The 15,611-nt window shown below is 42.0% G+C and carries 16 protein-coding genes; 11 read left to right on the top strand and 5 right to left on the bottom strand.

The features are described from left to right. Positions 1–243 precede the first annotated feature (243 nt). The 3 genes from MHB41_RS17575 to MHB41_RS17565 form a co-directional block, all read right to left on the bottom strand. On the bottom strand, positions 244–912 hold the full coding sequence (locus tag MHB41_RS17575) for a glycosyltransferase family protein (RefSeq protein WP_065214926.1): 669 nt from the start codon (positions 910–912) through the stop codon (positions 244–246). Further along, a complete protein-coding gene (locus MHB41_RS17570; RefSeq protein ID WP_065214925.1) occupies positions 905–1,594 on the bottom strand; it encodes a class I SAM-dependent methyltransferase in 690 nt (229 codons plus the stop codon). Before MHB41_RS17570 ends, MHB41_RS17575 begins: the two co-directional genes overlap by 8 nt. 302 nt (positions 1,595–1,896) lie before the next feature. Next, the gene (locus MHB41_RS17565) at positions 1,897–2,037 is read right to left on the bottom strand and encodes an anti-repressor SinI family protein (protein ID WP_008345506.1); all 141 of its coding nucleotides are present in this window, start codon (positions 2,035–2,037) and stop codon (positions 1,897–1,899) included. A 455-nt stretch (positions 2,038–2,492) separates the two neighbouring features. Here MHB41_RS17565 and MHB41_RS17560 point away from each other — a divergent pair, with 455 nt between their 5' ends. Next, a complete protein-coding gene (locus MHB41_RS17560) occupies positions 2,493–2,876 on the top strand; it encodes a GtrA family protein (protein ID WP_012011676.1) in 384 nt (127 codons plus the stop codon). A gap of 26 nt (positions 2,877–2,902) precedes the next feature. Next, on the top strand, positions 2,903–3,160 hold the full coding sequence (locus tag MHB41_RS17555; protein ID WP_034281308.1) for a hypothetical protein: 258 nt from the start codon (positions 2,903–2,905) through the stop codon (positions 3,158–3,160). Between the two features lie 34 nt (positions 3,161–3,194). On the opposite strand, the gene MHB41_RS17550 is transcribed toward MHB41_RS17555, so the two are convergent. Then, positions 3,195–4,040 (bottom strand): AraC family transcriptional regulator, encoded by an 846-nt coding sequence (locus MHB41_RS17550; RefSeq protein ID WP_024423841.1) that lies wholly within the window; start codon positions 4,038–4,040, stop codon positions 3,195–3,197. A 175-nt stretch (positions 4,041–4,215) separates the two neighbouring features. Between MHB41_RS17550 and MHB41_RS17545 the strand changes: the two genes are divergently transcribed. From MHB41_RS17545 to qoxD, 8 genes are all read left to right on the top strand, one after another. Further along, positions 4,216–5,403, top strand: coding sequence for a galactokinase (locus MHB41_RS17545; RefSeq protein ID WP_340899741.1), 1,188 nt, complete (start codon positions 4,216–4,218; stop codon positions 5,401–5,403). After that, the gene (gene galE / locus MHB41_RS17540) at positions 5,403–6,395 is read left to right on the top strand and encodes a UDP-glucose 4-epimerase GalE (RefSeq protein WP_340890955.1); all 993 of its coding nucleotides are present in this window, start codon (positions 5,403–5,405) and stop codon (positions 6,393–6,395) included. Before MHB41_RS17545 ends, galE begins: the two co-directional genes overlap by 1 nt. Positions 6,396–6,430: 35 nt before the next feature. Beyond that, on the top strand, positions 6,431–7,942 hold the full coding sequence (gene galT / locus MHB41_RS17535; protein ID WP_340899743.1) for a UDP-glucose--hexose-1-phosphate uridylyltransferase: 1,512 nt from the start codon (positions 6,431–6,433) through the stop codon (positions 7,940–7,942). Between the two features lie 12 nt (positions 7,943–7,954). Beyond that, positions 7,955–9,037 (top strand): aminopeptidase P family N-terminal domain-containing protein, encoded by a 1,083-nt coding sequence (locus tag MHB41_RS17530; protein WP_340899744.1) that lies wholly within the window; start codon positions 7,955–7,957, stop codon positions 9,035–9,037. A 517-nt stretch (positions 9,038–9,554) separates the two neighbouring features. After that, a complete protein-coding gene (gene qoxA / locus MHB41_RS17525; protein ID WP_087977856.1) occupies positions 9,555–10,511 on the top strand; it encodes a cytochrome aa3 quinol oxidase subunit II in 957 nt (318 codons plus the stop codon). 27 nt (positions 10,512–10,538) lie between these two features. Continuing rightward, complete coding sequence (qoxB, locus tag MHB41_RS17520; protein WP_024423835.1) at positions 10,539–12,497, top strand: cytochrome aa3 quinol oxidase subunit I; 1,959 nt, start codon at positions 10,539–10,541, stop codon at positions 12,495–12,497. Further along, positions 12,497–13,114 carry a cytochrome aa3 quinol oxidase subunit III gene (qoxC, locus tag MHB41_RS17515; RefSeq protein ID WP_041115415.1) on the top strand — a complete coding sequence of 206 codons (618 nt, stop codon included), beginning with the start codon at positions 12,497–12,499 and terminating at the stop codon, positions 13,112–13,114. The genes qoxB and qoxC overlap by 1 nt, the downstream gene beginning before the upstream one ends. 1 nt (position 13,115) lies before the next feature. Beyond that, complete coding sequence (gene qoxD, locus MHB41_RS17510) at positions 13,116–13,496, top strand: cytochrome aa3 quinol oxidase subunit IV (RefSeq protein ID WP_012011667.1); 381 nt, start codon at positions 13,116–13,118, stop codon at positions 13,494–13,496. 77 nt (positions 13,497–13,573) lie between these two features. On the opposite strand, the gene MHB41_RS17505 is transcribed toward qoxD, so the two are convergent. Then, a complete protein-coding gene (locus MHB41_RS17505) occupies positions 13,574–13,837 on the bottom strand; it encodes a spore morphogenesis/germination protein YwcE (RefSeq protein ID WP_008345491.1) in 264 nt (87 codons plus the stop codon). Between the two features lie 469 nt (positions 13,838–14,306). Between MHB41_RS17505 and MHB41_RS17500 the strand changes: the two genes are divergently transcribed. Beyond that, the gene (locus MHB41_RS17500) at positions 14,307–15,518 is read left to right on the top strand and encodes an FtsW/RodA/SpoVE family cell cycle protein (protein ID WP_041115417.1); all 1,212 of its coding nucleotides are present in this window, start codon (positions 14,307–14,309) and stop codon (positions 15,516–15,518) included. The last annotated feature ends 93 nt before the right edge of the window (positions 15,519–15,611 follow it).

Below are 15,611 nucleotides of genomic sequence, written 5' to 3'. Positions count from 1 at the left end.
ACAGACCTTTAGGGTCTGTCAGGCTGTCGAGAAAATCTCGACAGCTTTATTTTCCCGGAAAGGTTATCGGTTCTACAAATCAGATCCGAAAGCATGTGCTCCGTGTCCTTTTCTTGAAAGCTGCACAAGATCTTAAAAGCACCAAAAGACCCATTCTCACCTAACATCATGACGTGGAAAATAAAAAAGAATGTAGAAAAACATGAGTTTCTCTACATTCTGGGCACCCGAAAAGGGTGCTTTCTATCGATAATTTGCAAGAAATGTTTGTCTCGCTTTTTCATATGTTTCCGCATCAAAATGATCTCCGCATTTATGAATACACCAAGGCTCTTCTTGTCTTGCAATCCCAACTTCATAGCCCTTCTGAGTGAATTCAAAGGACTGCGAAACATCATAAAAATGAAAGCCATCAAAGAGATCCTCACGCCACTTCACATCATACTGCGTCGCCATGAAAAGACCATCAATGGCCGCAGCTTTGATATAATCTTGCGCTTCGGGCTGCTGACGGCCTCTTTCAAACGAAAGCAGCTGATAGGTGTCGTGACGATATTCAATGACTTTTCCCCTGCAATCAGAACTCTCCCACCAAATTCCATTGTCAGGCACGCTTTCTGCTCCAATCACTCCAACCATGCCAAGTGATGGATTTTGTAAAAAAAGCGGGATGAGTTCAAGCAGCATATGCTGTTTGACAATCAAGGTATCCTGATGAAGATAAATTTTAAACTGAGCTGGATGAGTGATGGCTTCATTGTATGCAGAGGTCATACTTGATGCATGTCTGATTGGTAAGACCTCCACATGGTATCCATGAGGAGCCGGAAGTGAAGCGAGCTGCCGGAAGCAAGCCTGAAACATCGATTCATCATTCACACATAAAACAAACAGGATGGTGGGATTACTCATTGAATGGAACCGCCTCGACCACATATTGATAGGCTGTAGCAGACTTGTGGAAATCAGAACGAATGCCGTGTTTCATGAGTAATTCATGTAGATCATTCAACACGCTTGCATAGGAAGGATGCTGTACGCGAATGGCCTCGAATTCGCGAATGCGAAAACCCGCTGAATGAAAGAGTGCATGAATTTCGTGAAGGGTGAAGAAACGTAAATGTGTTTGATCCATTAACCCTGCATCTGTATAAGTAAATCTGCCGGCTAGTAATTCTAAAACCGTTGAAATGTGGCCGATATTTGGAATAGATGACAGGATGGCACCCTCTTTTTTAAGGAAGGGTTTCACCTTTTTTAAAACGGCCCAAGGGTCCAATAAATGCTCGAGGACGTCTCCGAAAATCATGCAGTCAAATTGTTCATGTTGATAAGGGAGAGCCAGTTGTTCAATATTTCCGCAGAGAACATGATCCAGCTCTTGTTCCGCCTCTTTTGCTGCATCTTCAAATGACTCAATGCCATAAATGGTCCGGCCCTTTTGTTTCAGGACTTTTCCAAGCTTGCCTGTGCCGCATCCGATATCCAACAAAGACGTCCATTCCGCGCGGATACGGCTGACGATGACCGGGTTTACCCCATGATAATACTGATCCTTTTTTTGGTGATAATACGAAAGGGAATCTGAACTCACGCTCTACCCACCTTTCTGCTTTCTCGTTGTTTTCATGCTTAATATATGGGTGGACAGCTTGGTTTTATAACGAGAGAAGGACAATTTTCATGAATGGCGGCTAAAAAGGAATCATATAAAGAACAGGAAACGGACTGTCCTCCTAATATAGAAAGACAGAACCCCATTGAGTGGAAGGGATTGGTATGGAGAGGTGTTCAATTATTGTAGCGTATCGTCATGAAAGGATTTTCAAAAGGTCAATTGACAGGTCAGAACTTATAGCCAAAGCAGTCTGAAAGACAAAGGATAACGGCGTTGATTTACGGTTTGTTTATCATCTTCTGATCACCGTTGGATGTTAAAAAAGCTTGTATTTCTTCGATGCCTAGTCCAATTTTTTTCGCTTCCTGAATCAAATAAACCCACTCTTCGTCAACTCTTCTTTTCACTTGCGTATCCATAATATCCTCCAGTTCAATAAGACATATTCACTGCAACCAATGACTTGAACAAACCGTCTAGTAACTGTACGTGTGGTTGAAAACAGCGCAAAATAAATTTTGTCGAAAAATGATGACATTTAACCTATTTTGTAAAATCTATCACCTACCACGTCCCTAAAAAAATGACTAAAAAACCCATAAATATTGAAATCTTACTTCTAATAATAAACAATTGTAAAGTCAGTTGAAAGATTATAAATTAAAATAATGATAAAGACCTAAAACATTTGACTCATATAAACCAATTGCGTTGACATTTGCCATCGAGTAGAACAAATTTCATCTTTTCAGGACATACATATTGTTCGTTTGGGAAGTTCTTCTCAAGATGGTATTCTAAAAGAAACAGAAACCACCAAGAAGGAATGAAGAAAGACATGTATAGCCTTTTTCAAAAGTATCAAGAAGTTGTCATGTATCTTGTGATGGGTGTGTGTACAACCATTGTCAATATCGTCAGCTTCTATTTATTCGTTGAGATGTTTTCCATGGATTACAAAACAGCTACGGTTGTTTCATGGGTATTTGCTGTTCTCTTTGCTTATATCACCAATAAGAAGTATGTCTTCAAGCAAAAGGCTCGTGACACAAAAAGCCTCATGCGTGAGCTTTCTTCATTTTTTAGTGTCCGTCTCATGTCTCTAGGTGTAGATCTGGGGCTGATGATTTTATTTGTGAGCCAAATGGCGCTCAATGAAACCGTCGCAAAAATTCTCGTCAACTTTGTGATTGTGGTGGTCAATTATGTCGCCAGTAAGTGGTTCGTCTTCAAGAAAACAAAAGAAGATGCGATTTAACACATAAAAAAGATAGGTGATGTGAAATGAGCAGCAGGCCAGACGACTTATATGATGCCATATATCAACAAACAGAAAAGCAGCATGAACAAGTGCTGAGGCTAGTCAAAGAAATGACCGCACATCCAGAAGCGTTTTCGGAACAAGAAAAGGAAAAGATCAACCGAATGGACATTGCGCTTCAAACGGCAACGGACATTTTAGAAAACTTAATGACCCCTGATACGCAAATGACGATTGTTTTAAAACAAGGAAGAATTCATGTTGATCTGTCAAAATCGTAAAAGAAGCAGCCAATGATGAAGCGGCTGCTTTTTATTATGCATCGCTTGTTTCCCGCAGTTGCTTTGGAGACATGCCGATTTTCTTTCGAAAGACTTTATTCAAGTAATTCGCATTTCGGTAGCCGCACTGTATGGCGATTTCTTCAATTGAGTATTTCGTTGTTTTTAATAATGTTTCCGCCTTCTCTAACCGGATATTGGTTAAGTAGTGAATAGGTGTGAAGCCAGTAGCCTTTTTGAATTCCCTCGTAAAATGACTTTTGGATAAACGTGCCGCAGCTGCCATATCGTCTGGGCCAATTTCCTCGTGAAAATGATGGCTGGCAAATAAGGCCGCTTGGACGATGGGCTCAGGCCATTTTTCCATTTGTCCCTCAAGCTTTGGCAAATATGAATACAGTTCCATGACAAATTGATAAGCAAGGCTAGACCCCTCAAATGGATTGGTAATCCGTCTTTCACTGGCTTCATCATAAATTTTCTTCAGCAGGCGGATCGGCTTGGAATGAGGATGAAAACGCATGACCTGCTTTCCTTGATCTATAAATTGGTCAAAGCAAAGATCACAGGCTTCCCCATAAAGCGTCAAATAGAGAAATTCCCAATGCTCACTGTCCTCTGGAAAATAATATTGATAGGCACTTGGACTTTTCACAAGAAAGGCCTGCCCCGGCAAGACTTTGAACCGCTTCTGTCCGATTTCAATCATGCCGTGTCCAGACAGTGTGAGCTGAAAGATGCACTTGCCCTGATCCTTCCGCTCCACGCCATTCCAGCTGTATAACGAAGATGATTGAACCTCCCAGCCAACAGACCATATTTGTGCCGGCAATGTAACATCAGAATGGTGAAAACGAAATGCAAATGCTTCCTTCTTCAAATTGGAAAACCTCCTTCACAGCAAAAAACAACCTTTTTCTATTTTGAATCATGTTACACCTCATATCACATCGTACCATTCACAGCAAAAAAAGGGTATTTTTTAACGATTTTTTTACCATTGAACTTACGCAGTTCAGGCAACTAAAATAAGAGTATCAGATGAGAAGAGGGGAATGGATATGATCGATATGTTACGCACGGCATTTCACCAGCAATTTGGGGATAAAGAAGAAGAACTTCGCTATTTTTTTGCCCCGGGAAGAGTGAACTTGATTGGTGAACATACAGATTACAATGGAGGTCATGTATTCCCTTGTGCGCTCACTCTCGGTACATATGCAGCATGTGCAAAGCGGTCAGATGGCCGCGTGAGAATGTATTCTTTGAACTTTGATGGCGATGGTGTGAAAGAATTCGACCTTTTTGAAATCGCTTACTTGGAGTCGGACGGCTGGGCAAATTATCCGAAGGGCGTGTTCCATCAGTTTATCGAAGCAGGAATGAAGATAGAAGAAGGCTTTGACATAGTATACGGCGGCAATATTCCCAATGGTGCAGGCTTGTCTTCCTCTGCCTCCATCGAGCTTGTCACCGCTGTCTTTATCAATGAATGGCATTCATTCGGCGTTACAAATGCCCGTCTTGCCCTCCTTTCGCAGCGTGCAGAAAATGAATTTATTGGCGTCAATTGCGGCATCATGGATCAGTTTTCAATCGCTCTTGGAAAAGAAGATCACGCCATCTTGCTCAATTGCGATACCCTTGATTTTGAATACAGTCCGTTTCGGCAAGAGGGGCTGGCGCTTGTCATTGCCAATACAAACAAAAAGCGGACACTGGCAGACTCCAAATACAATGAACGCCGGTCAGAGTGTCAATCAGCTTTAAACGATTTACGAGAAGAAATCGACCTTGCCCACTTATGTGAGCTCACGGCAGATGAATTTGCCGAACATGCCCATTTGATTCAGGATGAAACATGCCGCAAACGTGCAAGACACGTGGTGACAGAAAACGAGCGGACCATAAAAGCAGTCAAATTTCTGAAAGATGATAAAATGGAAGAAATAGGTGCGCTTATGAAGGCTTCTCATCTCTCTTTAAAGAATGATTATGAAGTGACTGGATTTGAACTAGATACACTGGCAGAAGCCGCTTGGCTCCATCCTGGAACGATAGGCTCTCGTATGACGGGCGCGGGTTTCGGCGGCTGTACGATCAGTATTGTGAAAGAAAAGCAGCTGGCATCATTTATAAAAGAAACGGGTGCGATTTATCAAGAGAAGACGGGCATTCAAGCCTCTTTTTACACAGCTGGAATTGGAGGCGGCGCAAGAGAACTCACGAAGGAGGAAGTGTAATGACAATTTTAGTGTGCGGGGGAGCAGGGTACATTGGCAGCCATGCGGTAGCGGCTCTTTTAGCGAAAGGTCAACAAGTGGTGGTAGTGGATAATTTGCAGACAGGGCACAAAGAAGCTGTTTTGGAGGGAGCTGTTTTAGAAGAGGGAGATTTACGAGATCAAGATTTTTTAAGACAGGTTTTCAAAACGCATCAAATAGAAGCGGTGATGCACTTTGCCGCAGATTCACTTGTCGGCGAGAGTGTAACAGACCCGCTAAAGTACTATGACAACAACGTTGGAGGAGCAATAGCCTTACTTCAGGTGATGAATGAATTTGATGTGAAACACATCGTTTTCTCTTCAACCGCTGCCACATATGGTGAACCAAAGCGAGTGCCGATCGTTGAAACGGATGAGACGAATCCAACCAATCCTTATGGAGAAACGAAACTAGCGATTGAAAAAATGCTGAAGTGGTCTGAGCAGGCATATGGAATAGAATACGTCGTGCTTCGCTACTTTAATGTAGCTGGCGCTCATACAGAAGGACTTGTCGGAGAGGATCATCAGCCTGAGACACATCTCATTCCGATTATTCTGCAAGTGGCTTTAGGAAAACGAGATCAGATCATGATTTACGGTGATGATTATGAGACAGAGGATGGCACGTGTATTAGGGATTACATTCATGTCATGGATTTAGTAGACGCGCACATCTTAGCTGTTGATCGTCTGCGCGCTGGAAAAGGAAGTGCAACATACAACTTAGGGAATGGCACTGGTTTCTCCGTGAAGCAGGTAGTAGATGCTGTTAGAAACGTTACGGGGCATGCGATCCCAGCACAGGTCGCTGACAGACGCGCGGGAGATCCAGCAAAGCTGATTGCTTCTTCTGAAAAAGCGCTGCAAGAATTAGGGTGGACACCTCAATATGCTGACCTTCACACCATCATTCAAAGTGCGTGGGATTGGTTTCAGAAGCATCCAGACGGCTACCAAAGTAAATAACGCATAACAGGCAGGCAAGAGAGGGGACAGAGAGAATGGCGGTTGATATTTTTGGAAAACTGGAACAGCTGATTCAATACGGGATCAATCAAGAGCTGATCACACGACTAGATATCGATTATACGAGAAATCGGCTGCTTGAGGTGCTTGGGCTGGATGAAGCTGAGCCAAGAACAGTCTCAGGGGAGGCGGAGCTTGAAGACATCTTAATGCCGATGCTGGATTGGGCAGTTGAGACTGGCCTTATCCCTGAGGGGACGGATACGTATCGCGATTTACTAGATGCGAAAATCATGGGATGCTTGGTGGCGCCTCCAAGTGTCATCTGCGCAAAGTTTGAAGAGAAGCGCCAGCATGAAGGGCCAGAGGCTGCTACAAGCTGGTTCTATGAAATGCAGCAGCACGCACACTATATTCATACAGGCAGAATCGCCAAAAATGTGCAGTGGTTTACACCAACAGATGATGGCGTGCTGGAGATCACAATCAATCTATCAAAACCGGAAAAGGACCCAAAAGCAATCGCTGAAGTCAAAAAGCTTAGTCAAAAACAATATCCTCTTTGTCTCCTTTGTAAAGAAAACGTTGGGTTTGGGGGGCGCATCAACCATCCAGCGAGACAGAATCACCGGATCATTCCTGTGACACTCACAGATGAATCTTGGTTTCTACAATTTTCACCTTATGTGTATTACAACGAGCACTGCATTGTGTTCAAAGGCGAACATGAGCCGATGAGCATCACCAAAAAGACCTTTGAACGATTGCTTTCTTTCATATATATATACCCGCACTATTTCATCGGATCGAACGCCGACCTTCCGATTGTCGGGGGCAGTATATTAAGTCATGACCATTTTCAGGGCGGTGCGCATGAATTTCCGATGGCGAAAGCGGAGGTGGAAGAGGTCTTTTCTCTGAATGCCTTTCCGAATGTGAGGGCTGGCATTGTGAAATGGCCGATGTCTGTCATCCGCCTTCGAAGCAGCGACCGGCAGAAGCTTGCAGACGCAGCAGACTTTATCTTAAACGAGTGGAAAATGTATTCAGATGAAGAAGTGGAGCTGCTAGCTCATACAGGAGAGACGCCGCATAATACCATTACACCAATTGCACGCCGCCATGGAGATGACTATGAATTAGATCTAGTGCTGCGCAATAATCGTACAAACAAGCGGCACCCGGATGGAATTTTCCACCCGCACGAAGAAGTCCATCATATTAAAAAAGAGAATATCGGATTAATTGAAGTGATGGGTCTTGCAGTTCTTCCTGGTAGATTAGCAGAGGAATTAAGTCAATTAAAAGAAGCGCTGTTATCCAAAAACCCCCTTGAAGAAATCAAAGCCCGCCCTGCTATCAAGAAACACGAAACATGGGCAAAGCGTCTGCTTGAAGAGAATACCTTTACAGAGGACAACACAGAAGCCATTTTACAAAAAGAAGTCGGTATGATTTTTTCTCGTATTCTCTCACAGGCGGGTGTGTTTAAAAGAACCGAGCAAGGGAAAACAGCTTTTAAACGTTTCATTCATACACTCATATAGGCAGGTGATTAGATGATTGAACAAGTAAGAACATTAATGGAAGAAAAACAGCTCGACGGTGTCTTGATTCAAAAGCGTAATAACTTCTCCTGGCTGACAGGAGGGAGAAGAAATCACATCGTGTTAAATACACCAGAGGGCGTGTGCAAGCTGCTTGTGTTAAAAGACGACATCGTCCTCATAGTGAATCAAATGGAAGAAAAGCGGATCATTGAAGAAGAGATGGCGTATATCGATCACCCCTTTCAAGTGGTGACGATGGATTGGTTTGAGGATGATACGGCACACATTCAAACACTCACAAAAGACAAACGGATCGGGTCAGACATTCAAATGGATGGATTCGAATGGATCGAGCCGGATTTGTCGCAAGTGCGATCCATTCTTTCCGTATCACAGCTCCGCCAATATGAAACGCTTTGTCATGAAACAGCGGTCATTGTAGAGAGTGTTTGTAAAGAAATCGTTCCAGGACAGACGGAGCACGAAATCGCTTCGCTTGCGGCTCAAAAAGCGATCGCGCAGGGAATGACGATTGAAGTGCTGCTTGTAGCAACAGATGACCGGATTCATCAATACCGTCATCCAATTCCGACAGACAAAAAACTTCAAAAGCATGCGCTTGTTGTTCTTTGCGCTGAACGGCATGGACTCGTGGCGAATGTCACAAGGTCTGTTTACTTCGGTCAGCTTCCAAAGGAGCTTGAAGAGAACAAAGAGCGGCTTGCAAGAATTGACACGGTCATGAATGCTGCCACGCGCCCTGGTAAGACATTGGGAGATGTATTGAAAGCAGGTATTGCTCAGTATGAAAAAGAGGGCTTCCCTGATAGCTGGAAAAAGCTTCATCAAGGGGGAAAAACGGGCTTTGTATCTAGAGAAATCATTGCAGTACCCTCATCGAAGGAAGAAATTCAGCTGCATCAAGTCTTTACTTGGAATCCTTCATTGCCTGGATTGAAATCAGAGGATACGATGGTCGTAGAGAAAGAGGGGAACCGCTTTTTAACCTATACAGGCAAGTGGACATACATTGATGTTGAACATGAAGGGGACATCTATAGACGCCCTGATATTTTAGTGAGAGAGGAATAAATGCAGAGTGCCGGCGCTGAGCCGGTTTTTTGCTGGAAGTCATTTAGCGGGATTCCACATATTCATCATAATTGCCAATTCTTAACGCGCATAGTCAGAGGATCGATACTTTCTTTTCTTGTTAACTTGCGTTAAAATAAGTAAGGTTTTTGTTAAATGTGGGGATACCTATTTTGAAATTGTTTACCTAGATAAAATTTCATTAAGTTAAATTGAAATTTGACCAAACTTTTTTATTGTGGTAAACCTAAATTTGACAAAGTTCTTGATTGTTTGTCCTTTGCCTTCAACTCTCAACTTTTCAAAATCCTAGAAATTTATTGTGTGTGCAATAATATAAATTTATGTCGAATTTATGACATTTTAAAAGAAATCTGTTGAAAAATAAATGAACTTTTGAAAAAAGGGAAGCTAACTCTAACAGATTTTGATAGCATTACAAAGGGAAGAAAAGTTTTCGAAGGCAGATGGCTTTTCACAATTATTCAGCAATTTATACATTATTTAAGGAAGGATGGTGATCTTCTTGTTCAGAGCCATTAAACCTATGCTTTTATTAGCGATGCTCGTGAGTGTTTTTGTATTAGGAGGTTGCAGCAATATCGCTGTTTTAGATCCTAAAGGACCAGTCGCAGCACAACAAAAAGACTTAATCCTTTTATCTATCGGATTCATGCTCTTTATCGTTGGTGCGGTATTTGTACTGTTTACCATCATTTTGGTTAAATACCGTGAGCGTAAGGACGTTGGAAACGCCTCTTATAACCCAGAAATACACGGGAATACGCTTCTAGAAGTTGTCTGGACAGTGATCCCAATATTAATCGTTGCTGCTCTTTCGATTCCAACTGTAAAAACAATTTACTCTTTGGAAGAGGCACCTCAAGCAACAAGCCATAAAGATCCACTTGTCGTTTATGCGACAGCTGTTGATTGGAAATGGATCTTTAGCTATCCAGAGGAAAATATTGAGACAGTGAACTACTTAAACATTCCAAAAGATCAGCCGGTTTTATTCAAAATCACTTCCGCTGATACAATGGCATCACTATGGATTCCTCAGCTAGGCGGGGAGAAGTATGCGATGGCTGGAATGGAAATGGAACAATATCTTCAAGCTGATGAAGTAGGCACATACCAAGGAAGAAACGCCAACTTCACAGGCGAGGGCTTTGCTCAGCAAAAATTCAAAGTCAATGCGATGACGCAGTCTGACTATGATAAATGGGTAAACAAAACGAAGAAAGAAGCACCGAAGTTAACGAAGAAAACGTATGACTACTTGATGCTTCCTGATGCTGCAGATGTGCAGACATTCTCATCAACACATTTATCCTTTGCGAAGCATGGAGAGGATTCTGAATACGCACTCCAAGCACGCAAACGTTTAGGTTATCAAGCAGTTTCTCCGCATTCCAAGACAGATCCTTTCGAGAATGTGAAGAACTATAAAAGAAAATTAGAAACAGAATAAACTGACTAAGGAAAGGAGGAGGCCGTTATGCATTTAAAATGGGATGAGTTTTTTGTAACTGGAGACCCATTAATTCTTGGTGCGCAAATTTCTATCGCTCTTACCTCCATTGCCATCGTGTTTGTTTTAACCTACTTTAAAAAGTGGAAATGGCTCTGGAAAGAATGGCTGACATCAGTTGATCATAAAAAGCTTGGAATCATGTATATCCTTGCTGCTGTGATTATGTTCTTCCGCGGTGGGGTAGACGGACTGATGATGCGCGCGCAGCTGGCGCTTCCTAATAATACGTTTTTAGATTCAAACCACTATAATGAAATCTTTACAACGCATGGTACGATCATGATTCTATTCATGGCGATGCCATTTTTAATTGGTTTAATCAACGTCGTTGTTCCTCTTCAAATTGGTGCACGTGACGTTGCATTCCCTTATTTGAACAACCTTAGCTTCTGGACATTTATGGTCGGAGCAATGCTGTTCAACATTTCCTTCGTTATTGGAGGATCACCAAGTGCAGGCTGGACGAGTTACATGCCGCTCGCCGGAAATGATTTCTCACCAGGACCTGGACAGAACTACTACTTGCTCGGGCTCCAAATTGCAGGTATTGGTACACTTATGACAGGTATTAACTTCATGGTGACCATCTTAAAAATGCGTACAAAAGGTATGACACTTATGCGTATGCCAATGTTTACATGGACAACATTGATTACGTCTGTCATCATCGTGTTTGCATTCCCTGTACTAACAGTTGCTTTAGCACTTATGACATTTGATCGTTTATTCGGTTCTGCATTCTTTACACTCGAAGCAGGCGGTATGCCGATGCTTTGGGCGAACCTTTTCTGGATTTGGGGACATCCTGAGGTATATATTGTTATCCTGCCGGCTTTCGGTATTTTCTCAGAAATTTTTGCGACGTTCTCAAGAAAGCAGTTGTTTGGTTACAAAGCGATGGTTGTATCAATTGTGGCAATCTCTGTTCTTAGTTTCCTTGTGTGGGTTCACCACTTCTTTACAATGGGGAACAGTGCAGCGGTTAACTCATTCTTCTCGATTACAACAATGGCGATTTCTGTACCAACAGGTGTGAAAATCTTTAACTGGCTCTTTACGATGTATCGAGGCCGTATCAGCTTTACATCACCAATGCTTTGGGCACTTGGTTTCATCCCGAACTTCGTAATCGGTGGTGTAACTGGGGTTATGCTTGCGATGGCAGCTGCGGATTACCAGTACCATAACACGTACTTCCTTGTATCCCACTTCCACTATGTATTAATCGCAGGTACTGTATTTGCTTGTTTTGCTGGTCTTGTTTTCTGGTATCCAAAAATGTTTGGTTACAAGTTAAACGAAAGAATCGGCAAATGGTTCTTCTGGGTATTCATGATCGGATTTAACATCTGTTTCTTCCCGCAGTACTTCCTAGGACTACAAGGAATGCCAAGACGTATCTATACGTATGGACCAGAAGATGGCTGGACTGCACTAAACTTTATTTCAACAATTGGTGCATTTATGATGGGTATCGGATTCATCATCCTTTGCTACAACATTTACTACAGCTGGAGACATTCAAAACGTGAAGTGTCTGGAGACAGCTGGGGAGAAGGACGTACACTTGACTGGGCGACATCTTCTGCAATTCCGCCGCATTATAACTTTGCAGCACTTCCAGAAGTGACAACACCAGATGCATTCCATCATTGGAAGCAAAACAATGTGGACGTTCATCCTGAAAAAGAATTCAAGAAAATTCACATGCCGCACAATTCAGGCAGACCGCTGATCATGTCTGCATTCTTTGGACTTGGTGCATTCGGTCTTGTATTTGAATGGTACTGGATTGGCGTTATTGGCTTAATCGGTGTATTCGCAACGATGATTTTACGTTCATTTGAATATGACGATGGCTACTATATTCCTGTTGAAGAAGTCATTGAAACAGAGAAAAAGAATAAGGAGGCGCAGAAGTAATGGGACATAATGATAGCAGCTATGCAAATGCACCGCTTGAATATCGCTCTGAAACCGGACGTTTAAACATCCTTGGTTTCTGGATATTCCTTGGCGCGGAAATCGTGTTATTCTCAACACTTTTTGCGACCTACTTTGTTCTACATGGCAGAACAGCTGGCGGCGTTTTACCAGCTGAGCTGTTTGATATGAAGCTTGTATTGATCATGACATTCCTGCTATTGGTTAGTTCATTTACATGTGGGATTGCTGTTCATGAAATGCGTCGTGGAAGTACAAAAGGGGTTGTCATATGGACGATTCTCACACTGCTTCTAGGTGCAGGCTTCGTTGGATTTGAGCTTTTCGAGTTCTTCCATTATGTACATGAAGGTGCGAGCATCCATACAAGTGCGTATTGGTCTGCATTCTTTGTACTTTTAGGAACTCACGGATTACACGTATCGATCGGTATCTTCTGGATTACCGGGATCTTGTTCCAAATTAAAAAGCGTGGATTAACTCCACAAACAGCAGCGAAGATTTTCATCTCAAGTCTATACTGGCATTTCCTTGATGTTGTATGGATTTTCATCTTCACAGCTGTTTACTTGATCGGATTAGGGGGGCTTTTGTGATATGGCTGGAAAAACACATTCCTCAGCAGAGCACGAACACTTCCCTTGGAAACACGTAGTTGGCTTTATCCTATCCATTGTGCTGACAGTCTTAGCATTCTGGATTGCGATTGGAGCTGAAATTGGCAGTTCCGCAAAACTATGGATTATCTTTGGTTTTGCGTTCATTCAAGCATTCTTGCAGCTGTTCATGTTTATGCACATGACAGAGAGTGAAAACGGAACTGTTCAAGTCGGAAATACTTTGTTTGGTCTGTTCTGTGCGATTATCTTCGTCATCGGATCTGTTTGGATCTTTGCGGCTCACTACAGCCACGGAGAGAACAGTAAAGACGGTTATTCACCGTCTGCGCCAAAGCAGTCTGAGCATTCAGAGAAATAATAAAAAAACCACTCATCTCTTGAAGGTGAGTGGTTTTTATCATGATGGTGATAACGCTTCCAATAGTTGGGCGATATCTATCTGCTGCTGAATCTTTTGCGAATGAATGGAAGTCCGTAGATGAGGAACGCTGCAATGTGAGCCAAAATCACGTTAATGGCAAAGAATGCGATCATGAAGGTATGTCCTGCTGGAGATAAACTGCTTGTCATGTAAAGACCAAAGAAAATCCACATAATCATAATGGGTGGAATAGATGCTAATGCAATCTTTCTGTTTTCCAGCCATAAAAACAGGGGTGTAGCCGTTGCTATACATAGGTACGCAAAGAACATATCCATCGTATCCAACTCCTTTGTAAGTTGATGTTCAAATCAAATGAGAGGTCAGGATGCAATTGTGTCTGTTTTTAGGAGATATTGTGAACATTTTGTTACAAGTATTATACCACAATTGACTTTGAAGTAAACGTAATAATTGGAAAATGGGCCTTATTCCATACAAAATGGTTTTATTCCTCAGTGCAGCTTATCTCATCTGATGTTTACTTGTCATATCGCCACATAGGTCATTGAATTTTCCCCTTAAAATCTGTAAAATAAACTTTTTAAAGGACTTGAGATCGATTGAATGAAAAGTGTATAGAGGGATTTTTTCCTATTGTTAGGATGAAAAGTATTTCATTTTTTGAAAATTGAATGGAACCTTTCGGATGTATCTTCCGTCATATTTAGGGTGAGTTGATTTTGTGAAAATTTCAATCTAATATAAATAAGGGCTTTTATGTTTTGTAATAAGGGTGGTTAGTTCATGAACAAGCAGAATACATCTCCTTACTATCAAGGAGATTTGATTTTTATATTTTTAGCCTTCTTTGCCATCAGTGTCATTGCGATTTATGCTGCGGGTCAATTTGGGCAGTACGGATCTAATGCATGGACCAGACAGATTATTTACTACATGGTCGGAGTTATATGTATTGTTGCCATAAATTACTTTGATTTGGAGCAATTAGAGAAGCTAAGTCTCTATATTTTTATAGGCGGCATACTGCTGTTACTTTTTCTGAAGGTTGCTCCTGCACAAATCGGAGGTCATGATTTTGCTCCAATCAAAAATGGTGCAAAAAGCTGGTTTGTGTTACCTGGAATAGGGACATTTCAGCCTTCAGAGTTCATGAAAATTGGCTTGATTATGATGCTTGCATCTGTCATTGGAAAGTCTACTCCTAGAGGAAAGCGGACATTAGAGGATGATATTTTCCTTCTATTAAAAATTGCCGGGGTGGCAGCTGTACCAGTTGGACTGATCTTCTTGCAGGATGCAGGGACTGCGGCTGTTTGTATGTTTATTGTTGTGGTGATGGTGTTTTTATCAGGGATCAATTGGAAACTGATCTCTCTCATCGGTTCAGTGGTTGTGCTTTTAGTTGCTTCTGTTTTAGCTGTGATTATCTTATTCCCTGATTTTGCGAAAACAATAGGCATCCAGCAGTACCAGATCAACCGGATTACCGCTTGGCTGCCTGATAGTTCTTCAACAGCCAACCAAGCACAGACGCAGGATGCATCTGGATCTGATAAATATCAAGTAGAGCAGGCGATTATGGCCATTGGTGCAGGGCAAATTTTTGGGAATGGCATTAAAAACTTGAAGGTCTACGTTCCTGAAGCACAAACGGATATGATTTTCTCCATTATAGGTGAAGCCTTTGGCTTTATCGGCTGTGCGTTTGTTGTGATCATGTTCTTCTTCTTGATTTACCGGCTTGTTGTACTGATTGACCGTATCCATCCTTATAGCCGATTTGCGTCATTCTTCTGCGTAGGATATACAGCATTGATTGTAATCCATACGTTCCAGAACATTGGCATGAACATAGGCGTGATGCCTGTAACAGGGATTCCACTCTTATTTATCAGCTTTGGAGGAAGCTCTGTCTTGTCCGTTCTCATTGGATTCGGGATCGCCTATAACGCAAGCGTTCAATTAACGAAATATCAAAGTTATTTATTTAAATAAAACGGGTAAGGGCAGTCTAAGTATAGGCTGTCTTTTTTTATGCGAGTTTTCATTTTTGAAAAGCCCTATGTCTTTGCCTTATGATAGAAGAAG

It is taken from the genome of Bacillus sp. FSL H7-0578 (assembly GCF_038630855.1).
In the GTDB taxonomy this organism is placed as follows: Bacteria; Bacillota; Bacilli; order Bacillales; family Bacillaceae; genus Bacillus; species Bacillus safensis.
This window is presented reverse-complemented; position numbering and strand designations above follow the sequence as displayed.